This window comes from Nonomuraea sp. NPDC049486, from assembly GCF_040676925.1.
Classification (GTDB): Bacteria; Actinomycetota; Actinomycetes; order Streptosporangiales; family Streptosporangiaceae; genus Nonomuraea; species Nonomuraea ferruginea.
This window is the reverse complement of sequence record NZ_JBFAPV010000012.1, coordinates 285,797-308,435: the sequence shown is the minus strand read 5'-3', so window position 1 is coordinate 308,435 and position 22,639 is coordinate 285,797. Positions and strand designations below refer to the sequence as shown.

The following is a 22,639-nucleotide window of genomic DNA, read 5'->3' as shown; positions in this document are numbered from 1 at the left end:
GCGACCTGAAGGACGGTGCTCGCGCTGACGGCGGTGGCCTGGCCGGCGCTGCTGTGCTGCTGGGCGACCGGGTGCGGCTGGGAGGGGGAGGCGGCGGCGGAGGTGGCGGCGGCGGAGGTGCCGGCGAAGGCGGCGCCGAGTGCCAGGGTGGCGCCCAGGGCCAGGCGGGAGGTGGACGGGATGCGATCGAAGATGTGCTTGACCATGCTCGGGGATTGCTCCTTGCTTCCATGCCGCCTACCGGGTTAGCTGTCGGGTTCGGGCGTGGAAGTGCCCTACGGTGCGCCCTTGGTGGAGAGCGACCGATTCACCCCAGAGAAAGGTGGGTCCCCGGTTCCGCCAGAGGGCGGATTCGGCGGCCGCGCCGTGTTCCCGCTTCGTGCGCGGGTGGGCGCGGTCTCGGCAATTCATCGGCAACGCGCGGGGGCTTACCTAAAAGCGCTGCTCAAGCGCGTGCCATCGATGGGTCCGAAGGTAATCGTCGCGCAAGGGAAAGGGCAAGCGCGGGACGGGCCCCGACGACGGGATCCCCTATGGCATAGGGGTTTTCGGGGCGAATATTTTACCTTTGCGGGGGTTTCTACAGGTATCGGAACCACAGATACGGCGCCACCAGGGTCACCGTGACGACCGTGACGATCACCCCGTACTTGGTGAAGTGCCAGAAGCTGATCGGCGTGCCGTTGCGGGCCGCGATGCCCAGCACGACCACGTTGGCCGCCGCGCCCACCGCCGTGGCGTTGCCGCCCAGGTCGGCCCCGAACGCCAGCGCCCACCAGAGCACCTGCGCCGACTCACCGCCCTGCGCCGCCACGAGCTCCGCCACGATCGGGCTCATCGTGGCCACGTACGGGATGTTGTCCACGACCGCCGACACCACGGCGGAACCGCCCAGCAGCCCCATCGTCGCCACATCCAACCGGCCCGCCGTGGCCTCCACGGCGGCCCTGGAGACCTGGTCGATGACTCCGGTGTGGACGAGCGCGCCGACCATGACGAACAGCCCGGCGAAGAACACCAGCGTCGGCCACTCCACCTCGGCCAGCGACTTCTCCGTGGTCACCTTGGTGAAGGCCACCAGCACGCCGGCGCCCAGCAGCGCCACCACCGACGGCTCGTAGTGCAGCACCGGATGGAGCACGAACGCCGCCAGCACCAGCACCAGCACGACGAGCGACTGCCAGAGCAGCCGCGGGTCGGCGATCGCCTCCTTCTCGTCCAGCGCCATGACCTCCTCGGCCCGGTCCGGGTCGTACCGGAACGTCCGGCCCCACATGAGCCAGCAGAGCCCCACGAACACCGCGACCAGCACGATCACCATGGGCGCCATGTGGACGAGGAAGTCGTTGAAGCTCAGCCCGCCCCGGCTGGCGATGATGATGTTCGGCGGGTCGCCCACCAGCGTCGCCGCGCCGCCGATGTTGGAGGCCAGCGCCTCGGCGATCAGGAAGGGGACGGGCGACACGGCCAGCCGCTCGCACACGAGGAACGTCACCGGCGCGATCAGCAGCACCGTGGTCACGTTGTCGAGCAGCGCCGACGCCCCGGCCGTGATCAGGACCAGCAGGACCATCAGCCGGAAGGGCCGCCCCTGGGCGCGTTTGGCCGCCCAGATCGCCAGATACTCGAAGACGCCGGTCTCTTTCAGCACGCCGACGATGATCATCATGCCGAGCAGCAGGAAGATGACGTTCCAGTCGATCCCGGCATGCTCGGAGAAGAACGCCGACCCGGCGTTGGTCGCGTGGATCAACAGCATGACCCACGCCCCGCCCAGCGCCGCCGCCACCCGGTTCACCTTCTCGGTGGCGATCAGCGCGTAGGCGGACACGAACACTGCGACGCTCGCCCAGGCGAGCGGGCTCATGTGCCTAGCATCCTGTCCAGCAGCGCCTGCAGCGTGACCGCACCCAGCAACCGGCCCTTGTCCACGATCGCGACCAACGGGCTGCGGGTGCGCGCCATCAGCGCGGCCAGCTCCAGCACGGTCGCGTCAGGATCGGTGACGGGCAGCTCCCGCCGCTCCTGAGGCAGCACCTCGCGCACCGTGCGACTGCCCAGCGCGCGCAGGAACTCGTCGGCGTGCGCCTCGTCGACCACCCGGGCCAGCGCCGGATCGTCCATGATGTAGCGCGGCACGGCCAGTCGCAGTGCTTCCGTGCCCGGCAGAATGGTGAGCTGGTCGTCGTTCTTGACGATCAGACCGGGCAGATCCTGCTCGGCGAGCAACCGGGCCGCCTCCAGCACAGGCGTCTCAAGGGTCACGACGGGATAGTCGGCAAGCAGGTCTCTGGCGCGCATGGGCACATCCTTGACTCGGTGGATCTAGGACCTGCCGACCAGACTTACCAGCTCATGCTGGCCAAATCCTGCAAGACCATCTCATGAGACGTCTATCACGGCCGGGGTCCGATCTGAAAAACTACTCGGGCCGCACGCGTCGTGGCTCTCCGGGTGTGAGAAATTTCCGCCGGTCAGAGGCCGCGAGATCTCACCCGCCTCCGCCCGGCCGGACGGTGACCGACGCGGAGTCCGGCAGCGGGCCGAACGTCAGCGTGAGCCGCCGTCCCGTCCGCGCCCCTGTCAAGGCCGCCGGGCGTCCCGTCACCGCCGCCACCGGGCGGTTCCAGGTGACGGTCAGCTCCGTCAGGTCGCGGCGCGGGTCGGACACGGTGACGGTGGCCGAGCCGTCGCCGCGCTCGGTGACGAGCACCGCGCACGGCCCGGACGCCGACAGCGGGCCCGCGGTGCCCGGCTGCCAGAAGTTGACCGCCGTCACCCCCGCCGACGGCACGTGCACGCCCTGCTGGGAGGTCGTGTTGGCGAGCACCCGCGCCCATCCGGGGTCGGCGGCGCGGGCCCTGGTCGCCGCCACGGTGGCGTTCGGCAGCAGCAGGTAGTCGTAGCGGGCGTCGCCGGGGTCCAGCCCGTGACCGAGCCAGAGCGTGACGTACGGGCGCGTCATCCCGCCGCCCGGCCGGTGCTCGCGCAGGCGGCGCAGCACGCCGCCGTCGCGGACGACGTAGCCGCCGTGCCTCGCCAGATGGGCCCAGCCGTTCGCGTCGTCCACGGTGAGGAGCGCGGCGGTGCGGCGGTTGTCGACCACGGTCTCCACCGGCGCGCCGTCCCTGCCGGTGATGCCCGCGCCCAGGCAGACCACCGCGTCGTCGAGGAAGAACCACGACTTGAACGCTTCCACCGTGGACTCCAGCCCGCGCAGGTGCTGGCCGGCGGTCGCGTAACGGCCGTCGGTGGCGCCGCCGGCCCAGCGGAACGGCGGGCACGCGCCGCCCCACGCCTCGCCCGCGCCGTCGGGCAGCCGCCGGGTCGAGACGGTGGTGCCCGGCAGCCGGTAGGGGTCGACGGTGGCCCAGAACCCGTCGGCGTAGTGGGCCCCGTGGCCCTCGCCCCACCAATAGAGCATCCCCGAGCCGGTGTGCCAGCCGCGCAGGTTCTCGCCGTTGCCGTGCTCGTAGTGGGCGATCCGGTCGGAGGACATGCTGAGCGCCGCGCACCAGCCGGGCGCGCGGTGCACGGCGCGGGCGCTCATCGGGAACAGCCGGTGTCCGGTGGGCTGCTCGCCGGCCCCGTCCACCAGGGTTCGCCAGCGGCGGCGCTCGGCGGGCGTCGCGGTGAGGGCCAGCCGCCTCACCGCGCCGGCCAGGCGGCGGAACCTGAGCTCGCCGCCGGACGGGTCCCTGGCGATGCCCCGGCCGCTCACCAGGTCCATGACGTGACCGGCGTGCGTGAACGGGACGAACGACCGCTCCACGCTGTCGTACACGATCCGCCTGTTCGGGTCGGTGACCTCCCACGGGCTCCCGCGCAGCACCGCGAACAGCGTCGCCAGCCCTTCCAGCAGTACGAGCCCGTAACCGCCCTGGTAGGGGACGGTGTCGTGCTGGAGGAACGAGCCGTCCCGGTAGAAGCCGTCGCCTTCCGTCACGTACCGAAAGACCGGCGCGAGCGCCCGCACCGCGAGGTCCGCCCGCGCCGCGTCCGCGCCCAGCACCGCGCGCAGCAGCGTCACCAGGCACAGGTCCACCCGGTTCGCGCCCGTGCTGGTGCCGCCGTAGTCGCTCAGCCGGTCGGGCGGGACGAAGTGGTCGACGGCCTCCAGCAACGCGCCGCCCTGCCGCCCCGACAGGCCGACGAGGACGGCGGCGTCGAGCAGCCGCTTCGGCGCGCCGATCTCCCAGTCCCACCAGTTGCCCACCGGGTCCGCGCCGGCCGCGTACACGTGCTCACAGAAGTGGCCGATGCCGGTCTCGACGCCGGCACGCAGCCGCGCGTCGCCGCTCACCGCGTACGCCCGCGCCATCGCGAGCAGCCGCCCCGGGGTCGCGCTCAGGGACGGGTACGGCAGATCCGGCCACAGATGACGGCCGGTGGGCGCCATCTCCGCCAGCCGCCGCCTCGCCGGCCCCACCGGGTACGCGGGATCGACGGTCACCTCCCGCCACCGCCGCCGCACCCCCGCGAACGCCCCAGGCGACATACTCCCCCCGCTCCGAGCCGGAACCAGCGCCCCGACCCCCGCCCATAACAGCGCCCGCCTGGAACACCCCACCACGCACGGATTATCACACCCCGCCCCCAACACCCGGACCCCATCCACCCCCACCGCGAAACAACCCATCCTCCAGGTGCGCAGCGCAACCCCGCAGAAAGTGCGCTCCTGGTCAAGCACCCCTTCGAGGCAGCGCACGCATCCTCCGGGAGACCACCCCACCCTCCAAGCGGCACCCCTTACGAGCGGCCACTCCATCCAGGGCAAGACACCGCGTCCGCTGGTCGGGCTCGTGTACGGGACATCCTCCCGGCGCATGCGTGGGGCTTCTCGGGCCGACGATCCGCCGGAGGCGACGGGCAGGGCCGGGGTCAGGCGTTCAGGTAGTGGAGGACGGCGGCGACGCGGCGGTCGACGCGGTCGGCGGGTGACAGGTCGAGCTTGGCGAAGATGCTGCGGATGTGCTTGTGCACGGCACCTTCCGTGACCACCAGCCGCTCGGCGATGGCCGTGTTGCCCAGGCCCTCGGCCATCAGCGCGAGCACCTCCAGCTCCCTGGCGGTGAGCCGGTCCAGCGGCCCGTCGCGGCGGGTGAAGAGCTGGGCCACCACCTCCGGGTCGATGGCGGTGCCGCCGGCCGCCACCCGCTCCAGCGCGGTCATGAACTCGCCGACCCGGCCCACCCGTTCCTTCAGCAGGTAGCCGATCCCGTTGGCGCCGCCGGCCAGCAGCTCGGTGGCGAACGCCTGCTCCACGTACGCCGACAGCACGAGCACCGCCAGCTCCGGGTGCAGCCGCCTGGCCTCGACCGCCGCCTTGATGCCCTCGTCGGTGTGGGTGGGCGGCATCCGCACGTCCACCACCGCCACGTCCGGATGGTGCTCGGCCACCGCCTTCATGAACGCGTCCGGGTCGGGCACGGCCGCGGCCACCTCGAACCCCTCGCCGCCCAGCAGCAGCGCCAGCCCTTCGCGCAACAGGGCGTCATCCTCGGCGATCACGACACGCACGGCAACTCCACCTCGATTCTCGTCGGCCCGCCTGCCGGGCTGTCCAGGGTGAGGACGCCGTCGTGCGCCGCCACCCGGCGGCGGATGCCCGTCAGGCCGGAGCCGTCCCGCTCCGCCGCGCCGCCGTGCCCGTCGTCCTCGATCTCGACGCGCAGCGTGTCGCCGCGCCGGTGCAGCGCCACCCGGGCGTGCGTGGCGCCGCTGTGCTTGGCCACGTTGGTGAGCGCCTCCGCCACCGTGAAGTACGCGGTGGTCTCCACCGACAGCGGCAGCGCGCCCAGTTCGCCCACCGACACCTTGCACGGCACCGGGCAGTCGGAGGCCAGCGCGGCGAGCGAGCCCGCCAGGCCCCTGTCCTGCAGAATCGGCGGCAGGATGCCGCGCACCACGCCGCGCAGCTCGGTCAGCGCCGTCTCGGCGGCTTCCTGGGCGCGGTCCAGCACCGGGCCGGCCGTCGCGGGATCGCGCTCCAGCGCCCGCTTGGCGGCCGCGACCAGCACGACCACGGCCACCAGCCGGTTCTGCGCGCCGTCGTGCAGCGAGCGCTCGATGCGGCGCAGCTCGGCGGCGTGCGCCTGCAGAGCGCCTGCCCGGGTGGCGGTGAGCTGGGCGATCCGGTGCGACAGGTCGACCGACGGGTGCGGCGGCAGCAGCCGCCGCCCGGGCAGCGCCTGCAGCCTGGCCATGCCGGGGCCGATCGTCAGGCTGAGCAGCGCCCAGACCAGGCCGATCAGCGCCGTGCCCGCGATGCCCGTCCATGAGTCGACCGGCAGGTACATGGTGCTGGTCGTCTCGGTCTCGGGAAGCAGCCCGTACCACAGGGGGAACGAGAGGTCCCGCACGGCCATGACCGGGAAGGCGATGCCGAGCAGCCCCAGCACGAGGCCGGACGTCGCGTGCAGGCACAGCCAGCGCAGGTCGCGCCAGGTGGCCGGGTCGCGCCGGGCGGCGCGCACCGCGTCCTGCCAGGTCAGGTCCTCGATGGAGGTCTCGTACGGGCTCAGCGCCTGTTCGCCCCAGCGGCCCAGCCTGACCCGCTCCTTGTCCGCCACCACCCTGGTCATCGCCATCACCGAGGGCAGCAGCGGCAGGCCGATCCAGAACAGCGACGCCGTGCCGACGATCACCCAGCAGGCCACGGTGGCCAGGGCGAGCACGGCGGTGCCGAGGCCGCCCGCGAGGCGGTCGAGCGCCTCGACGGCGTTTCTCATCATCACCGGCCAATCTACGGACAACCGGACAGGCCGTCACTCCAGCCTGCTGTACCGCGGAGAGGGCAGCGGGCGGGATTCTCCGAGGGCTGCGCCGTTCCTAACGTTGCCGCCATGACTGATTCATACAGTTCCTCCGCCGCCCAGAAGTCCGTCATGCCGCGTATGGCCCTGTGGACCGGCCTGGTCGTCAGCGTCGCGGCCAACGTCGTCGCCAACGCCGTCGGCGGGTGGGGCATGCTCGTCGGCGCCGCCACCGGCGTGCTCGCCCTGGCGTGCATCGCCGGCCTCGTCGTCGACCACCGGAACAGGCGCGGCGCGTGACCGGAGCCGTCACTCTGGAGCACGTCAGCAAGTTCCACGGCGGGACGGTCGCGCTCGACGACGTGTCGCTCACCGTCACCGCCGGGCGGTTCCTCGCCGTGGTGGGGCCGCCGGGGTCGGGCAAGAGCGCGCTGCTGCACTGCGCGTCCGCCCTCGACCTGCCCACCTCCGGCACGGTCACCGTCGACGGCGTGGACGTCACCGCTCTCGGCGAGACCGAGCGTGACGAGTGGCGGCGCGCGAACGCCGGTCACGTCTTCCCTTCCTGCAACCTGCTGCCGTCGCTCACCGTCGAGCAGAACCTCGCCCTGCCGCTCCGCCTGGCGCGGCTCCGCCCGGACCGGGCGTGGCTGCGGGAGCTGGTCGGCCGGGCGGGGCTGGCCGACCGGCTCCATCTCCGGCCCGCCGAGCTGTCCGGGGAGCAGCGGCAGCGGGCCGCCGTCGTCCGGGCGCTCGCGGCCCGGCCCGCGGTCCTGTTCGCGGACGAGCCCGCTGGAGGGCTCGGGCCCGGCCCCGCCGCCCGGGTCCTCGATCTGCTCGCGGAGCTGGCCGAGGACCTGGGGCAGACGGTGGTGATGGCGACGCGCGACGCCGCCGCGCGGGCCCACGACACGCTCACGATGGCAGGCGGAAAGGTCGTCGGCGGCTGGGCGGCGCATGAGGCGCGCGGCTGGGGGTAGCCGCGAGCCTCATGCGGCGGTGGATGGCGACGCGACTCAGGGGTGAGCACGGGCTGCCCATCAGGTTGACGATCGCGTCGGTCACGGTGGTGACCCTCACGATCCCCTTCATGCTGCTGCTCGTGCTGGCCAAGCTGCCGCTCAACCCGCTGGACGCGCGGGTGGCGCACGACCTGCACGTGTACGCGCGGGCCAACCCTCTGGCGACGGACCTGCTCATCGTGTGGACGGACGTGTTCGGGCCGTGGTCGTGGCGGGCCGTCGTGCTCGTGCTGGCGGTCTGGCTGTGGCGGCGGCGGCGCGAGGGCGCGGCGCTGTGGGCGGTGACCACGATCGTGGTGGGCGGCCTGGTCGGCTGGCTCCTGAAGATCATCGTGGATCGGGCGAGGCCCAGCCTGCCCGATCCGGTGGCGCTCGCCCCGGGCATGGCGTTCCCGTCGGGCCACGCGCTGCACGCGACGCTCGGGGCCGGGATCCTGCTGCTGCTCGCCCTGCCCCATCTGCCCGCGTGGGGACGGGCCGCCGCGTGGGCGGGGGCCGTCTTCATGATCGTGACCGTCTCGTACACGAGGGTGGCGCTGGGCGTGCACTGGGTGAGCGACGTGCTGGGCGGGGTCGTGCTCGGCGTGGCCGTGCTGGCGGCGACGGTGGCCGCGTTCGAGACCTGGCGGCGGCAGCAGGGGCGCAAGCGGGCGTCGCCGCATCTGGAGGGAGTGGAACCCGAGGCGGTGAGGACGGGACATGACCGTTACTGATCTTCGATACTACGCTTTATCCCTGGTCCTGCCGCTGGCGCTGATGGCCGGGGTGACCTTCGCGGCGGGGGAGCTGATCCTCTCCGTGCCCACCGGTGAGGCCGCCGTCAGCGACATGCTGGCCGCCGGGCGGACCGGCCCGTGGAACGCGGCCACCGACTTCGGCAGCAGCCTGTCGGACACCCCGTACATCGTGGCGCTCACCGCGATCTCGGCCCTCGCCTTCCGGTGGGCCTTCGGGCGCTGGCGCGAGTCCGCCTTCCTGGTCGCGGCGGTGTGGAGCCAGTCGCTGATCTTCCTGGCGACGACCGCGGTCATCGACCGGACCAGGCCGGACGTGCCCCACCTCGACCCGGCCCCGCCCACGTCCAGTTTCCCGTCGGGGCACACCAGCGCCGCGGTGGCGTTCTACTGCGGGCTGGCGCTGGTGCTGTCCACGCGGACGCGCCATCCCGTGCTGCGGGTGGCCGTGTGGGTGGTCGCCGTGGGGGCGGCGCTCGCGGTCGCGATCTCGCGCCTGTACCGGGGGATGCACTTCGTCAGCGACACCGTGTGGGGACTCTTGCTGGGGACCGTGTGCGTCCTGGTCGCGGCCCGGGCGATCCTGTACCGGCCCGCCCCCGCCACGGCGAACCGCCGCCGCGCCATGGACGATCTCCTTACGCCCTAAGGTATTCTCTCGTCGAGAATCCTTTACGGCGTATGGAGATGTCATGCCCGAAGCCAGGCTGCACGACGGCAGCACGATCGAGATCGTGGTGCACGGCGCCGGTCCCACGCTGCTGCTGCCCGTCAACCCCAGGCCCGCCGAAGGGGCACAGGCCGAGGCGATGCGCGCCTGGGGCGCCGACCCCGCGCTGGGGCGCTCGCTCATGGAAGGGCTCGGCGACCAGGTCCGGGTGGCCGCGTTCGACTACGAGGGCCACGTGCTCGCCCACCCGAAGGCCGCGACGCTCACCCCGGACAACGTGGCCGCCGACCTGCTGGCCGTGGCCGACGCCGTGGGAGCCGGCAGGTTCGCCTACTACGGCTACTCCTGGCTCGCCCTCAGCGGGCTGCAGCTCGCGATCCGCACCGACCGGCTCGACGGGCTCGTCATGGGCGGCTACCCGCCCGTCGAGGGCCCGTACGCGGAGATGCTCGACGTGACCAGGGCGACCCTCGCGATGGTGGGGTCGGCGACCGGCAAGGAAGCCACCCCCGGCGACTGGTCGACCGTGGAGGTCGACATGTCGGACGGCCAGGCGCGGCAGTTCGTCACCCTGTACGAGGCGCTCCAGGACTTCGACGACCTGGCCGCGCAGCGGGCGGTCACCTGCCCGAGGCTGTGCTTCGCCGGATCGGCCGACGTGATCGAGTACGACGAGCGGTGGGGCGGCACGCGCGTCGACATCGCCGGCCCGGTCGTCCGCCGCCGGGCCGAGCTGGAGGCGCTCGGCTGGGACGTGGTGGTGCTCGACGGGCTCGACCACGCGCGGGCCATGCAGCCGGCCGCGGTGCTGCCCGTGCTCCGCCCGTGGCTCACCGCGCACGTGTGAACACCCTGGCCAGGGCAGGGAGACCGCTATGCAGACCTTCCTGCCCTACCCGGACTTCGCCCGCACCGCGGACGTCCTGGACCCGCTCAGGCTGGGCAAGCAACGGGTGGAGTGCCTGCAGGTGCTGCGGGCGCTGACGGTGCCCGGCTACGGCTGGCGGCACCACCCGGTGGTGAAGATGTGGGCCGGGTTCGAGGAGGCGCTGGTGCGCTACGGGCTGGAGGTGTGCCGCCACTGGTGCTCGCTGGGCCGGGCCGACACCTGCGCGGGCACCCTGACGCGGGAGCTGGCCGAGCACTGCGGCACCCCGGCCGCGCGCAGTCAGGCGGAGCTGGCCGGGACGGGCGAGCTGCCGCCGTGGCTGGGCGACCCCGCCCTGCACCTCAGCCACCGCTCGGCGCTGCTGCGCAAGGACCCGGCGTTCTACCGGCCGATCTTCGGCGACGAGCCGGACGACCTGGAGTACGTGTGGCCGACCTCGGGCCGCCCGCCCGCCTGCATGCCCGACGGCTGAGCGGTGACGCTCCGTATACCGGCAGTCGACCGATACGGACACCACACCCGGTCCGTTTCAGTACTATCGTTCGGCCGGACCCACCACGCGCCTAGGGCTGCCACCCGCGGCCCCGTCTCCCTGGGGAGTCTCGTGACCAGCGGGCTCATCGACGCGCCCCCGACCTCCAGCTCGCCGCCGCGCCGCCGCTGGCTGCGGCGGCTGGCGGTCGGCGCCGGTGCGACCGTGCTGCTGGTGACGGCCGCCGGAGTGGGCGTCGTGCTCAAGCTCACCGGCAACGTCCGCCACATCGACGTGACCGGCGAGCTGGGCGCCACCCGCCCGCCCAAGGTCGCCATGACCTCCGTGAACGTGCTGATCGTCGGCTCCGACCAGCGCGACGGCAAGAACGCCCGCTACGGCCACCGCATCGAAGGCGAGCGCACCGACACGATCATGCTGGCCCACCTGTCGTCCCGGCGCGACGACGCGGTCGTGGTCAGCTTCCCGCGTGACTCGGTGGTCCGCCTGCCCGCCTGCCGCCCCCGTGAGGGCCACTCCGGCCAGCAGCCGCACCTCGGCATGATCAACGAATCGTTCAACAACGGCGGCATCGCCTGCATCTGGAAGACCGTCGAGTCGCTCACCGGCATCCACATCGACCACTTCGTCAAGGTCGACTTCTCCGGGTTCAAGAGCATGGTCGACGCCATCGGCGGCGTCGAGGTGTGCCTGTCGCGCCGGGTCGACGACGACAAGGCCATGCTCCACCTGCCCGCCGGCCGCCACACGCTCAACGGCGAGCGGGCGCTCGGCTACGTCCGCGCCCGCTACTCCTTCGGCGACGGCTCCGACATCGGGCGGATCCAGCGGCAGCAGCGGTTCATCGCCTCGATGGTGAAGAAGGTGATGAGCGGCGACACGCTCACCGACCCGGCCCGGCTGATCGGCTTCCTCGACGCCGGCACGCGGGCCGTCACCACCGACCCCGACTTCACCCTCGGCGTCATGAAGGACCTGGCCGAGAGCCTCCAGGGCCTGAACGCCGGCCGGATCCGCTTCATCACCACGCCCTGGCACTACTCGACGACCCAGCCGGGCCGCGTCGAGTGGGAGCGCCCGCAGGCCGACCGGCTCTTCCGCATCGTGGCCAGGGACGGCAGCCTCGACGGCGTGCGCGGCGGCCAGACCCGGGTGCCCCGGTCGGAGGTGGCGGTGGAGCTGCGCAACGGCACCTACCGCCGCGGCATCGCCACCGAGGTCGCGGCGGCGCTGGAGCAGCGCGGCTACCACGTCACCGAGGTCGGCGACACCGCGCGCAAGCCGTACCGCAAGTCCGTGATCCTGTACGGGACGAACGGCGAGGCGCGCGTGCCGACACTCGCCCGCGACGTGCGCACGGCCACGCCGCGGGCGGTGCCGGGAGCCCGCACGGCCCGGCTGGTGCTGGTGGTGGGCGACGACTGGCGCGGCCTCAAGCCCCTGGACCCGGCCGACAGCGAGGCGCTCAAGGGCTTCGACGCCACCCACGACACCTGCGCCGCCACCTGATCAGGTCACCCGGGTGCGGGTCCCCAGGTCGGCGCCGAGGCGGGTGAGGGTGTCGGTGAAGGAGCGGCGGGTCTCCTCGGCGAAGCCGGCGAAGAACCGGTTGGCGAGCCCCACGCCCCAGCGCGCCCGCCGGGCGACGTTGTAGACGCGGTGCACCAGCAGCGTCCCCGACGGGTGCGGCGCGAGCGACCACTCGCCGCGGTACCACCAGCCGCCCTGGAACGCGATCACCGAGCCGGTGACCTCGACCGTGGACGTGTGGCCCGGCGCGTCCTGGACGGTGAACCGCCCGTGGACGTCCCTGACGCCGGGCAGGAGAGCCCGTGCCAGGGCGGCGCGCACCTGGGCGGCGGGCGCCTCTACGACGCCCGACACCTCCGTGACGAGCTTCTTCACGGCCGGCTCACCCGGGTGTTCTGGAAGGAGGCGAACCGCCAGCCCTCCGGCGTCCGGACCGCCGTGTAGGTGAGGACGGAGTCGCGCTCGGGCTCGGGCTTGCCGTCGACGGTGGAGCCGCCGGTGGCGATGACCAGCGCGACCCCGTCGCCGAGCTCCCTGATCGCGGGCTCGCCCCGGCTCTCCAGCTTGATCGGCATCGTGAACAGCTGCCGGTGGGCGTCCTCGATGGCCTGCCGGCCCTTCAAGTTGGCGCCGAAGTAGGTGATGTAGTCGGCGTCCTCGGTGAACAGCGCCGCGTAGGCGGCGGCGTCACCGGTGTTCCAGATCTCGTAGACGCGGTCGAGCAACCGGCGGATCTCAGCGGACATGGCACACTCCCGTGGTCGGCGGCGCCTATCCTGAGACTGCGAGTCTGGACAGGGCAGGCGCCGTGTTCGGATGGCCGCCGGGGTGTTGGCGCACTCCGGCGGCCGCTTCATTCGTCGAGCAGCTGCTCCATCAGCGACTGTTTGACCGTGCCCGACCAGTCGAGCTCGCCGCGCTCGATGCGGCCGATGACCGTGCGCACCCAGTCGAGCTCGGCGCCGTAGAGGGCGCGGTCACACTCCAGCTCCAGCATGAGCATCTCCGGCAGCCCGTTCTCGGCCAGGGTGGCCAGGTGCGCGTCGATGCCCCCGATCGAGCCCTGGAGTGCGGCCGTGCGGGTGCGCAGCGCCTTGAGCGCGGCCTCCGGAGCCAGCACCCCGATCATCGAGACGGCGGCGACGAACGTGCGCCGGTCGGGCTCCGGCTGCTCCAGCAGCCTGCGCATCCGGACGGTCAGCTCCTGCCTGCCCTCGTCGGTGATCTCGTAGACCGTGCGCTCCGGCCTGCGGCCCTCGCGACCGGTCTCCGCCGGGGTGATCAGCTCGTCCTTGGCCAGCCGGTCCACCGCGTGGTAGAGGCTCCTCGGCAGGCCGGTCACGTAGTCCTTGTGCGTGTCGACGATGAAACGGTGCAGCTCGTAAGGGTGGCTGGCGCGTACCGAGAGCATGGCGAGGACGGTGAGCCCCACCAGGTCGTGGCGTCGTGCCATCATGCCTCCCTCAATAGTGCAATATGCACTATAGCGAAATGCCCGTCTTCAGGGAAGCTCTCCGTCGAGCTGCGCGAAGGCCCTGCCGATGGCGGTACGGGTGACGTCCTCGTCATAGGGGAACTTCCCGATGAGGTCGCGCAGCCCTTCCACGTGGGCGCGACGGGCCAGCTCGGCCACCACCGACAGCTCCTCGTGCTGCCCGATCACGAAGTCGCGGCCGACGACCGCGCCGTGGCCCGGCACGTACACCTGCTCGCGCATGTCGCGCAGCATCCTGGCCGTGGTGTCGGGCCAGTCGAGCGGGTACGCGTCGCCGAACGCCGGGGGCGCGCCCTCCTCGACCAGGTCGCCCGCGAAGACCACGCCCGCGTCGGGCACGTGCGCCGCGATGTCGCCGGAGGTGTGGCCGAGCCCGAAATGGCGCAGGTGGACGATCCGGCCGCCGATGTCGAGCGTGGCGGCCGTGGTGAAGACGTGGTCGGGAGGCACGATCCGCACCTCCTCCAGCTCCGCCCGCCGTTCCTCGCCGAGCGCGGCCACCACGCCGGCCCGGTGGTGGGCCCCGCGCAGCTCGATCTCCTCGGCGCAGCGGACGTGTCCCCAGATCTCCGCCGGGCCGAACATCGCGTTGCCGAAGTAGTGGTCGAAGTGCGCGTGCGTGTTGACGACCGTCCACGGGCTGCCGGTGACCCGGCGGACTGCGGCGACCAGGTCGGCCGCCTCCCGGTGGGACATCCCCGTGTCGAGGACCAGGCACTGGCCGTCGCCGACCACCAGGCCCACGTTCATGTCATAGGACTCGTGGCGGCGGACGTAAACCTGATCGCCGATTTCCTGCCATGGTTCGTTCATGGTGCGATCCCGGAGCGGCGTACCGAAGTCATGATGAAAAGACCTTATTAGGATCGGCACATGGCGCACGACATCCAGGTGGTCATCGACTCACAGGACCCGCACAATCTGGCCGACTGGTGGGCCGACGCCCTGGGCTGGCAGGTCGAGCGGCAGGACGAGGCGTTCATCCGCCGGCAGATCGTGCAGGGCCACGCCACCGAGGCCGACACCGGGTTCCACAAGGGCGCGCTGGTGTGGAAGGAAGGCACCGCGATCCGCCACCCGGGCGGGCTGGAGCGCGCCCCGCGCGTGCTGTTCCAGCTCGTGCCGGAGCGCAAGACGGTCAAGAACCGGATCCACCTCGACGTCCGCGCCGGGGCCGGCAGCATCGACGCCGAGGTGGAACGGCTGGTCGGCAAGGGTGCGAAGGTGCTCCACGAGGGACGGCAGGGCCCCACCCGGTGGGTGACGATCATCGACCCGGAGGGCAACGAGCTCTGCATCGCCTGATGCGTGAGTTCTCCGGCGAGGGGTAACAGAAGGATCTCTGTCCGGAATCTGGAGGGCCTACGTGGATGTGCCGGCGCTCATATGGTGGCTGACGGTCCTCGGGATCGCCGGCCTCCTGCTGTTCGACTACGTCTTCCACGTACGCAAGGCGCACATCCCCACGCTCAGGGAGGCCGCGGTCTGGTCGGCCGCCTACGTGGGCATCGCCGTCGTGTTCGGGCTCGGCGTGTGGGTCTTCGGCGGCGGCGACATGGGGGCCGAATACTTCGCCGGTTACGTCACGGAGAAGGCGCTCTCGGTCGACAACCTGTTCGTGTTCCTGATCATCATCGCGAGTTTCCGGGTGCCCAGGGCCGACCAGCAGAAGGTGCTGCTGTTCGGCATCACGTTCGCGCTGGTGGCGCGGACCGGGTTCATCTTCCTGGGCGCGACGCTGATCAACACGTTCGCCTGGGTGTTCTACATCTTCGGCCTGATCCTGCTCTTCACCGCCGGACACCTGGTCAGGCCGGAGAGCGAGGAGAGCCACAAGGGCGACAACTTCGTGGTCCGCCTGGCCCGGCGCTTCCTGCCGACCTCCGAGCACTACGACGGCGACAAGCTGACCACCGTCGAGAACGGCAGGCGCGTCCTCACGCCGATGCTCCTCGTCATGGTGGCCATCGCCGGCACCGACCTGCTGTTCGCGCTCGACTCCATCCCGGCCATCTTCGGCCTCACCCAGAACGTCTACCTGGTCTTCACCGCCACCGCGTTCTCCCTGCTGGGCCTGCGTCAGCTCTACTTCCTCATCGACGGCCTGCTCGACCGGCTCATCTACCTCTCGTACGGGCTCGCCGCGATCCTCGGGTTCATCGGCGTCAAGCTCTTCCTGCACGCCCTGCACGAGAACAACGTGCCGTTCATCAACGACGGCGAGCCCGTCCCGGTGGTCGAGATCCCCACCGGCCTGTCCCTGATCGTGATCGTCACCCTCCTGACGATCACCGTCGTCGCCTCTCTGGCCAGCACCAAGGGCCGGGCGCAGAACATGTCCTCGGCCACCCGCCGCTACGCCACGAGGCTCCTGGACGAGGAGTGCTCCCCGGAGGAGTGCGCGCACTTCTACCGCAGGCTCCAGGACGAGGAGGAGGAGCTGCGCAGGCTGCCGGAGAAGTACCGGGCGAAGATCCGCGAGGACGAGCAGCTGATGGACATGCTGCGGCGGGTCCACGAGAAGTACGGGCCCGAGGAGGCCCGCCGGCCGAGGTGAGCGGTCAGCGCGTCCGGGCCATGAGCAGGCGCCAGATCGCCAGCTGGACCAGGGCCAGCGTGAGCGAGAACGGCATGAGCGTCCACACGCCGACGCCTTCGGCGACCGCCCCGGCCAGCCACGGGAACACCGCGCCGCCGACGACCGACACGCCGTTCATGACGCCGATGGCGGTGGGCACCAGCCTGGCCTCCGTGAGGTTCGGCACCACCGCCATCGCGGTCGGGAACACCGGCCCGAGGAAGAACCCGAGCAGCGCCAGCCCCGCGCCCGCCACCAGACCGGCCGGGGCCGCCCAGATCAGCGCCACCGACGCCGCGATCCCGGCCAGGCACGCGTACGCCATGGCCGCCGTGGTCCAGCCGAGCCGGGCGGCGACCGGGCTGATCAGGAACCGCCCGGCGGTCAGCCCCAGCCAGTAGCCGCTCACCATCGGCCCGGCCACCTCGGCGGCCTGGGCGTGCTCGTCCACCAGGAACGTGAACCCCCAGTTGCCCACGGCCGTCTCCAGCCCCACGTACACGGCGAGGAAGGCGCAGGCCAGCACCACCGCGGGCGAGCGCAGCGCCGTGCCGAGCAGCCCGCTGCGCGCCCCCTCTTCCTGCGACGCGGCCGCCTCCTTCGGGTACGTGAGCCCGAACGCCACCGTCAGCGGCGCGAACAGCCCGGCCAGGACCAGCCACACGGCGTTCCACGGCGCGAACGTCAGCATCCACGTCGCCAGCAGCGGCCCCACCAGCGCGCCGACGCCGAAGAACGCGTGCAGCCGGTTGAGCAGCGTGGTCGCCGACGGCAGCCCTGCCAGGTACGCGTTGAGCACCGCCTCCAGCAGCCCCGTCCCGTAACCGGCCACCACCTGCACCGCCACGAACACCAGGAACGACGGCCGCACCCCCAGCACCAACGCCGACAGCACGAACGAGCCCGCGCCCGCCAGCAGCGCCAGCCGCGTCCCGTACCGCTGCACGAGCGTCCCGGACGTCGACCCGGCCAGCAGGTAACCGGCGGAGAAGGTGAAGAACGTGATGCCGATCGTCGCCATGTCGACGCCGTAGTCGGCGATCTGCGTGGGCAGCAGCACCCCCGCGACCCCGGCGCTCACCCCGACCAGGACGAAGGCGACGTACGAGAGGAGGACGGGACCGCGCACGACCGACACGTCCGCCGATGCTACTGGAAGAGATCATCCACCGGCAGGGGTCAGAGCACCTGGAGCAGCGACTGTTCACTGGCCGCGGACGGCTCGGTCAGCCGCTCGGTGACGCGGCCCCGCCGGTCGAGCACGGCCCAGGTGTTGGCGGCCTGCCCGCGCACCCGCACCACCAGCCGGCCGTCCGCCAGGTAGAAGGCGCCGATCGCCCTCTTCACCGGGATCGGCACCCGGCGCCCGGTGACGGTGTCGACCACCGTCGGCGTGAACCACACCGGCCAGCCGCCGTCACCGCCCGGGTCGTCGGGGCCGAGCGTCCGCACCACCACGTAGCGGCCGCCCGGCGACAGGCTCTGCACGTGGTTGGCCAGCTTCACGCCCTTGACCCTGACCGACTTCCCCGTCTTCACGTCGAGGCGGTAGACGCCGTCGGTGGTGCCGGCGTATCCGGCGAGGTAGCGGCCGTCGGGCGACCACGTCAGGTGGCACACGCCCCGCGTCTTCCCCAGCACCTTGGAGGTCCGCCCGTCGGTCACCCGCACCTTCGAGCCCGTCACGTACGCGACCCGCCGGGAGTCGGGCGACCAGGCTGGGGTCAGGCACGGCGTGCCGTCCTGCACGCGGCGTGCCACGGTCGTCACCTTGCCGCCGTCGCGCACGCGCAACGCGCCGCCCGCGACATAGGCGACCTTCCGCCCGTCGGGCGAGGCCGCGAACTGCACGCTGTTCTTCAGCTCCGCCAGCGTCTTCAGGCCGGAGCCCGGGCGGTGGTGGGCGATCCGGTAGCCGTCGTCGTAGCGGGCGTAGACGGCGGCCCCGCTCACCGGCCCCGTCCGCTCCGCCGCCTGTGCCGGGGGTACGGCGGTGACCACGAGCGCCACGGCGCCCAGCACGCTCACGAACTTCACGACAGCCTCCCGTTGTCCGTCCACGTGTGTAGGACGCCCCGGATCCACCCGGGGTTCGCGCGTGATCCTCCCACGGGCTATCCGGCGGGCGTGAGCCGGATGATCCGCACCTCGCCCGCGGGGAGTTCGCCGGTGAACGGGTCGCCGGTGGCCAGGTCGGTGCCGGTGGCGTCGACCGTCGTGTCCGCGCCCGTGTGGTTGATGGCGAACAGGTAGGCCGGGCCGTCCGGGTGGGCCCGCCGCACCAGCTCGACGCCGGGAGCCGCCGGGGCGGTGACGCCCGCCTCGTCGCAGACCGTGCGGAGCACGGCCGCCAGGTCGTCGCCCGCGAGCAGGGTGGTCAGGTAGTGGGCGGTCCCGTCGCCCCAGGCGTTGCGGGTCCAGGCGGGCTCGCCGGTGGCGTACGTGTCGAGCACCTTGGCGGTGGTGGTGTGCGCGGTCTCGGTCCACACGGTCCCGGTGCCGCCGCCCGACAGCGTGACGCTCTCCCCCGGCTCCAGCGGGAAGAACTCCTCCACGGTCACCCCGAACAGGTCGCGCCAGGCGCCTGGGTAGCCGCCGAGCCTAACGCGGTCGTGCTCGTCGACGATGCCGCTGTACGGGCCGGCCAGGGCGGTCCCGCCGGCGGCCACGAAGCGTTCGAGACCGGCGGCGCCGTGGTCGCTGACCAGGTAGAGCGAGGGCGCCAGGACCAGGCGGTAGCCGGACAGATCGGCTTCCGGGTGGACGACGTCGCAGGTGACGCCCTGCTTCCAGAGCTCGGCGTACCAGCTCTTGATCACCTCGACCGGCTTCAGCTCGGTGGTGGGCTGGGCCGGGTGGTCCTGCGCCCAGACGCTCGCGTGGTCGAGCAGGATCGCGACGTCGGCCTCGACCGTACTGCCCGCCACCTCGGCGGCGGCGCCGAGGAGCGTGCCGAGGGCGGTCACCTCGCGCCAGATCTTCGTGCCGGTGCCGGCGTGCGGGAGCATCGCCGAGTGCCACTTCTCGGCGCCCGCCCTGGAGGCCCGCCACTGGAAGAACATGATCGCGTCCGCGCCCCTGGCCAGATGCTGCACCGAGTTGCGGCGCAGCTCGCCGGGGCGCTTGGCGCGGTTGACCGGCTGCCAGTTGACCGCGCTGGTGGAGTGCTCCATCAGCAGCCACGGCCGGCCGCCGCCGAGCGAGCGGGCGTAGTCGGCGGCGAACGCCAGGTCGATGTGCGGGTCGGGGCCGATCAGGTAGTGGTCGGTGGAGACGATGTCCACCTCCTTGGCGAAAGACCAGTAGTCCATGTCCCAGTGCGCGCCCGCCATCATGTTCGTGGTGGCCGGCACGTCCGGCGACAGCCCGGCGAGCAGGTCGCGCTCGGCGCGGTAGAGGTCGAGCAGCGCGTCCGAGCTGAACCTGCGGAAGTCGAGCTGCTGCCCCGGGTTGGTGAACGACGGGGTGGCGCGCGGCGGCAGGATCTGCTCCCAGGCGCTGTAGCGCTGCGACCAGAAGGCGGTGCCCCAGGCGTCGTTGAGCGCGTCCAGCGTCCCGTGCCTGCCGCGCAGCCAGGCGCGGAAGGCGTCGGCGGAGGCGTCGCAGTAGCAGCGGGCGTTGTGGCAGCCGTACTCGTTGTGCACGTGCCACAACCTGAGCGCCGGGTGCCCGCGGTAGCGCTCGCCGAGCCGCTCCACCACGCGCAGGGCCTTGTCGCGGTAGATCGGCGAGCTGGGGCAGAAGCCCTGGCGGCTGCCGTGGTGGAGCCGCCGGCCGTCGGCGTCCACCGGGAGCGCCTCGGGGTAGGCGTGGCCGAACCAGGGCGGCGGCGAGGCGGTCGGCGTGGCGAGAAGGGCGCCGATGCCGTTGTCCGCCAGCAGGCCCAGGACCCGGTCCAGCCAGCCGAACTCGAACCTGCCCTCGACCGGCTCCAGCAGCGCCCAGGAGAAGATGCCGACGCTGACCTGGTTGACGCCGGCCTCGCGCATCAGGGCGACGTCCTGGGCCCAGATCTCCTCGGGCCACTGCTCCGGATTCCAGTCGCCGCCATAGCCGATCAAGGCTCCTCCTCCTGTCGGTGCTTCAGAGGAGGATTAAAACGTTCTTCCTTCTACCGCACAAGCCCAGAGGGAAGCCCTCGCTTACGCTCACGGTTGATGCTTGATTCGATTCAAGCCCCGGCGCCCACCGGGAACGAGTGGTGCTCGTGCGCCACCACCCACCGCCCACCCTCCTTGCGCAGCCCGAACGTGAGCCGGAGCAGGACCTTCGGGTCGTCGTCCGGCATCCCGCAGCGCAGCAGCGCGTACGCGTACGCGACGTCCTCCCCCGCCGTCACCTCCAGCGAGACGATGTCGTACGTGGCCCCCGCCGCCTGCCAGGTGAAGAACTCCGGCCAGGTGCGCCGGTAGGCCTCGATGCCGCGGACCCCTTCGTAGGGCGGCGGCACGTCGAACATGACGATGTCGTCGGCGTGGTCGGCGACCACCCCGTCCAGGTCGCCGGCGTGCGCGGCGCGCGCCCACCGCTCCACGAGTTCCCTGATCCGCTTGTCATCGGTACGCATGAGCTCCGGCCTTTCCTTGGATGGTCTCCCTCACCCGTACAACCCGGCCGGATCGGGAAACTCATCGCAGCTCGGCCGGCAACCCGAACGCGGTCAGGTCGGCCTCCAGGAACGACACCACCTCGGCCACCCGCCCGTCCCGCACGGCCAGCACGTCCAGCCCGCCGGGGACGTACGCGGTCCCGTCCCAGCGGTACGTGCCGAACGCGAGCTGACCGTTGGCCCGCGCCGGCACGAACCGCCAGCGCTCCCGCCGCGCCGCCTCCATGAGGAAGCGGCGGACGGCGTCGTGGCCCGCGTACCACTCGATCCGCGGCGGCATCGAGTATCTGGCGTCCTCGGTCAGCATCGCCACGATCGCCTCGACGTCGCCCGCCTCCCACGCCGCCGCGTACCGCCTGGCCAGCTCCCGCTGCCCGCCGGCGCCCAGCTCGCGCCGCTGCGTCGTACCGGGCAGGAGGCCGGCCACGGCCTTGCGGGCGCGTTGCAGCGCGCTGTTGGCGGCCGGGACCGTCGTGTCCAGCAGGCCCGCCGTCTCGGCGGCGGTGTAGCCGAGCACGTCGCGCAGCAGCAGGGCGGCCCGCTGCACCGGGGGCAGGTGCTGCAGCGCGGCCACGAACGCCAGCTCCACGCTCTCCAGCTCCACCGCCCGCGCCTCCGGGCCCATCAGCCGGTCCGGGTACGGCTCCAGCCACGCCACCTCGGTCACCCCGGGCCGCAGGTCCGCGGGCAGCTCCCGGCGGCCTCTCCGCTCGGCCAGGGTCAACGCCCGGTTCGTCGCGATCCGGTAGAGCCACGGGCGGAGCGAGCCGTCCCGGTCCTCGAACCGGCCGATGCTCCGCCATGCCCGGTCGAGCGTCTCCTGCACGGCGTCCTCCGCGTCGTGCACCGAGCCGAGCATCCGGTAGCAGTGGGCGCGCAGCTCGTCCTGAAACGGGCCGACGAGGCTGCCGAACGCCCTCTCGTCGCCGCCGCGCGCCGCCTCCAGCAGCTCGCCGTACTCCATGCGACCGGCCTGCCCTTCCTTCCGTACGGTGACACGTCCACGGCCGTCAGAACAGCGTCGGCGGCTCGGCCAGGACAGGCTCGGGCAGCGGCTCCACCTGCGGCAACCGGGCGCGCACGGCGTCGTGGAAGCGGCGGGCGAGCGTCAGGGCCTCGGCGTTGTCGGGGGTGTGCACGAACACCGTCGGCGAGCGGCCCTCACGCAGCCACTCCGTCACCACGCCCACCCAGTGGCCCCACCCCTCCACCGTACGGTCGACGTCGTCGCGGCCCAGGTAGCGCACGATCGGCCGGTCCGTGAGCGCGGCCGACCGGCGTGGCACCCGCGGCTTCTTCACCCAGGCGTCGCGCTCGGCGTCGGTGGCCGGCGGGGTCTCGAAGAGCGTCACCGTGTCGAACGGCACCCACTCGGCGCCGGCCCGGCCCAGCACGCCTTCCAGCGACCGGACGGCCCGCGCGTCCTCGAAGAACGCCTTGTGCCGCACCTCGACCGCGTAGCGGTAGGACTGCGGCAGCCGGTGCAGGAACGCCGCCAGCGTCCCGAGGTCACCGGGACCGAAGGATCCGGGCAGCTGGATCCACAGGGCGTGCGTCCTCGGGCCCAGCGGCTCGATCGCGTCCAGGAACTCGCGCAGCGGCTCGTCGGCCCCCGAGAGCCGGCGCTCGTGCGTGATCGTCTTGGGCAGCTTCACCACGAACCGGAAGCCGGGCGCCGTCTGGGCCGCCCACGTCTCCACGGTGCTCCTGGCCGGTGTCGCGTAGAACGTCGTGTTGCCCTCGACGGCGTTGCACCAGGTGGCGTAGGCCCGCAGCCGTTCCGCCGGCGGGAGCGGATGCGGCAGGAACCGGCCCTGCCACGGCCCGTGCGTCCACATCGCACAACCCACATGAAGCCGCATTC

Annotated in this window: 25 protein-coding genes and 1 riboswitch; of the genes, 9 read left to right on the top strand and 16 right to left on the bottom strand. The window is 72.2% G+C overall.

Annotated features, from left to right (window positions below; all coding sequences use genetic code 11):
• The 6 genes from AB0K05_RS32130 to AB0K05_RS32105 all read right to left on the bottom strand — a co-directional run.
• On the bottom strand, nt 1–206 hold a 206-nt coding region (locus AB0K05_RS32130; RefSeq protein WP_364234133.1), incomplete at its 3' end, for a hypothetical protein.
• 13 nt (nt 207–219) lie between these two features.
• Nucleotides 220–368: riboswitch (cyclic di-AMP (ydaO/yuaA leader) on the bottom strand.
• A 212-nt stretch (nt 369–580) separates the two neighbouring features.
• Nucleotides 581–1,867, bottom strand: coding sequence for an ArsB/NhaD family transporter (locus tag AB0K05_RS32125; protein ID WP_364234132.1), 1,287 nt, complete (start codon nt 1,865–1,867; stop codon nt 581–583).
• A complete protein-coding gene (locus AB0K05_RS32120) occupies nt 1,864–2,301 on the bottom strand; it encodes a CBS domain-containing protein (protein ID WP_364234130.1) in 438 nt (145 codons plus the stop codon). Before AB0K05_RS32120 ends, AB0K05_RS32125 begins: the two co-directional genes overlap by 4 nt.
• Nucleotides 2,302–2,491: 190 nt before the next feature.
• Complete coding sequence (locus AB0K05_RS32115) at nt 2,492–4,498, bottom strand: polysaccharide lyase 8 family protein (protein WP_364234127.1); 2,007 nt, start codon at nt 4,496–4,498, stop codon at nt 2,492–2,494.
• A gap of 383 nt (nt 4,499–4,881) precedes the next feature.
• Entirely contained in the window at nt 4,882–5,520 is a 639-nt protein-coding gene (locus AB0K05_RS32110) for a response regulator transcription factor (protein ID WP_148035823.1), read from the bottom strand.
• Nucleotides 5,508–6,734 carry a sensor domain-containing protein gene (locus AB0K05_RS32105; protein WP_364234124.1) on the bottom strand — a complete coding sequence of 409 codons (1,227 nt, stop codon included), beginning with the start codon at nt 6,732–6,734 and terminating at the stop codon, nt 5,508–5,510. The genes AB0K05_RS32110 and AB0K05_RS32105 overlap by 13 nt, the downstream gene beginning before the upstream one ends.
• A gap of 111 nt (nt 6,735–6,845) precedes the next feature.
• Between AB0K05_RS32105 and AB0K05_RS32100 the strand changes: the two genes are divergently transcribed.
• From AB0K05_RS32100 to AB0K05_RS32070, 7 genes are all read left to right on the top strand, one after another.
• A complete protein-coding gene (locus tag AB0K05_RS32100) occupies nt 6,846–7,055 on the top strand; it encodes a hypothetical protein (RefSeq protein ID WP_364234122.1) in 210 nt (69 codons plus the stop codon).
• A complete protein-coding gene (locus AB0K05_RS32095) occupies nt 7,052–7,735 on the top strand; it encodes an ATP-binding cassette domain-containing protein (protein ID WP_364234119.1) in 684 nt (227 codons plus the stop codon). Before AB0K05_RS32100 ends, AB0K05_RS32095 begins: the two co-directional genes overlap by 4 nt.
• 23 nt (nt 7,736–7,758) lie before the next feature.
• Nucleotides 7,759–8,490: a phosphatase PAP2 family protein gene (locus tag AB0K05_RS32090; RefSeq protein ID WP_364234117.1), complete on the top strand. Its 732-nt coding sequence runs from the start codon at nt 7,759–7,761 to the stop codon at nt 8,488–8,490.
• Nucleotides 8,477–9,160, top strand: coding sequence for a phosphatase PAP2 family protein (locus tag AB0K05_RS32085; protein ID WP_364234114.1), 684 nt, complete (start codon nt 8,477–8,479; stop codon nt 9,158–9,160). The genes AB0K05_RS32090 and AB0K05_RS32085 overlap by 14 nt, the downstream gene beginning before the upstream one ends.
• Nucleotides 9,161–9,203: 43 nt before the next feature.
• Nucleotides 9,204–10,028 carry an alpha/beta hydrolase gene (locus tag AB0K05_RS32080; protein WP_364234111.1) on the top strand — a complete coding sequence of 275 codons (825 nt, stop codon included), beginning with the start codon at nt 9,204–9,206 and terminating at the stop codon, nt 10,026–10,028.
• A gap of 28 nt (nt 10,029–10,056) precedes the next feature.
• Nucleotides 10,057–10,542: an MSMEG_6728 family protein gene (locus AB0K05_RS32075; protein WP_364234109.1), complete on the top strand. Its 486-nt coding sequence runs from the start codon at nt 10,057–10,059 to the stop codon at nt 10,540–10,542.
• Nucleotides 10,543–10,674: 132 nt separating this feature from the next.
• Entirely contained in the window at nt 10,675–12,072 is a 1,398-nt protein-coding gene (locus AB0K05_RS32070) for an LCP family protein (protein ID WP_364234106.1), read from the top strand.
• Here the strand turns inward: AB0K05_RS32070 and AB0K05_RS32065 are convergent, their stop codons facing one another.
• The 4 genes from AB0K05_RS32065 to AB0K05_RS32050 form a co-directional block, all read right to left on the bottom strand.
• A complete protein-coding gene (locus AB0K05_RS32065) occupies nt 12,073–12,468 on the bottom strand; it encodes a hypothetical protein (protein WP_364234104.1) in 396 nt (131 codons plus the stop codon).
• Entirely contained in the window at nt 12,465–12,839 is a 375-nt protein-coding gene (locus AB0K05_RS32060) for an SgcJ/EcaC family oxidoreductase (RefSeq protein ID WP_364234101.1), read from the bottom strand. The genes AB0K05_RS32065 and AB0K05_RS32060 overlap by 4 nt, the downstream gene beginning before the upstream one ends.
• A gap of 107 nt (nt 12,840–12,946) precedes the next feature.
• Nucleotides 12,947–13,549 (bottom strand): PadR family transcriptional regulator, encoded by a 603-nt coding sequence (locus tag AB0K05_RS32055; RefSeq protein ID WP_246641318.1) that lies wholly within the window; start codon nt 13,547–13,549, stop codon nt 12,947–12,949.
• A 45-nt stretch (nt 13,550–13,594) separates the two neighbouring features.
• Entirely contained in the window at nt 13,595–14,401 is an 807-nt protein-coding gene (locus tag AB0K05_RS32050) for an MBL fold metallo-hydrolase (RefSeq protein ID WP_364234098.1), read from the bottom strand.
• Between the two features lie 60 nt (nt 14,402–14,461).
• Here AB0K05_RS32050 and AB0K05_RS32045 point away from each other — a divergent pair, with 60 nt between their 5' ends.
• Together AB0K05_RS32045 and AB0K05_RS32040 are read left to right on the top strand one after the other, a co-directional pair.
• On the top strand, nt 14,462–14,893 hold the full coding sequence (locus tag AB0K05_RS32045; protein WP_219551770.1) for a VOC family protein: 432 nt from the start codon (nt 14,462–14,464) through the stop codon (nt 14,891–14,893).
• 61 nt (nt 14,894–14,954) lie between these two features.
• On the top strand, nt 14,955–16,145 hold the full coding sequence (locus AB0K05_RS32040) for a TerC family protein (RefSeq protein WP_364234095.1): 1,191 nt from the start codon (nt 14,955–14,957) through the stop codon (nt 16,143–16,145).
• A gap of 4 nt (nt 16,146–16,149) precedes the next feature.
• Here the strand turns inward: AB0K05_RS32040 and AB0K05_RS32035 are convergent, their stop codons facing one another.
• The 6 genes from AB0K05_RS32035 to AB0K05_RS32010 form a co-directional block, all read right to left on the bottom strand.
• Nucleotides 16,150–17,304 (bottom strand): MFS transporter, encoded by a 1,155-nt coding sequence (locus AB0K05_RS32035; protein ID WP_364234093.1) that lies wholly within the window; start codon nt 17,302–17,304, stop codon nt 16,150–16,152.
• Between the two features lie 41 nt (nt 17,305–17,345).
• Entirely contained in the window at nt 17,346–18,203 is an 858-nt protein-coding gene (locus AB0K05_RS32030; protein ID WP_364234091.1) for a hypothetical protein, read from the bottom strand.
• Between the two features lie 77 nt (nt 18,204–18,280).
• Nucleotides 18,281–20,227, bottom strand: a complete 1,947-nt coding sequence (locus AB0K05_RS32025; protein ID WP_271278705.1) for a beta-galactosidase — start codon at nt 20,225–20,227, stop codon at nt 18,281–18,283.
• Between the two features lie 110 nt (nt 20,228–20,337).
• Nucleotides 20,338–20,733, bottom strand: coding sequence for a nuclear transport factor 2 family protein (locus AB0K05_RS32020; protein ID WP_271278704.1), 396 nt, complete (start codon nt 20,731–20,733; stop codon nt 20,338–20,340).
• 61 nt (nt 20,734–20,794) lie between these two features.
• A complete protein-coding gene (locus AB0K05_RS32015) occupies nt 20,795–21,739 on the bottom strand; it encodes an RNA polymerase subunit sigma-70 (RefSeq protein WP_364234087.1) in 945 nt (314 codons plus the stop codon).
• 46 nt (nt 21,740–21,785) lie between these two features.
• A complete protein-coding gene (locus tag AB0K05_RS32010; protein WP_364234085.1) occupies nt 21,786–22,613 on the bottom strand; it encodes a DUF72 domain-containing protein in 828 nt (275 codons plus the stop codon).
• Nucleotides 22,614–22,639 lie beyond the last annotated feature (26 nt).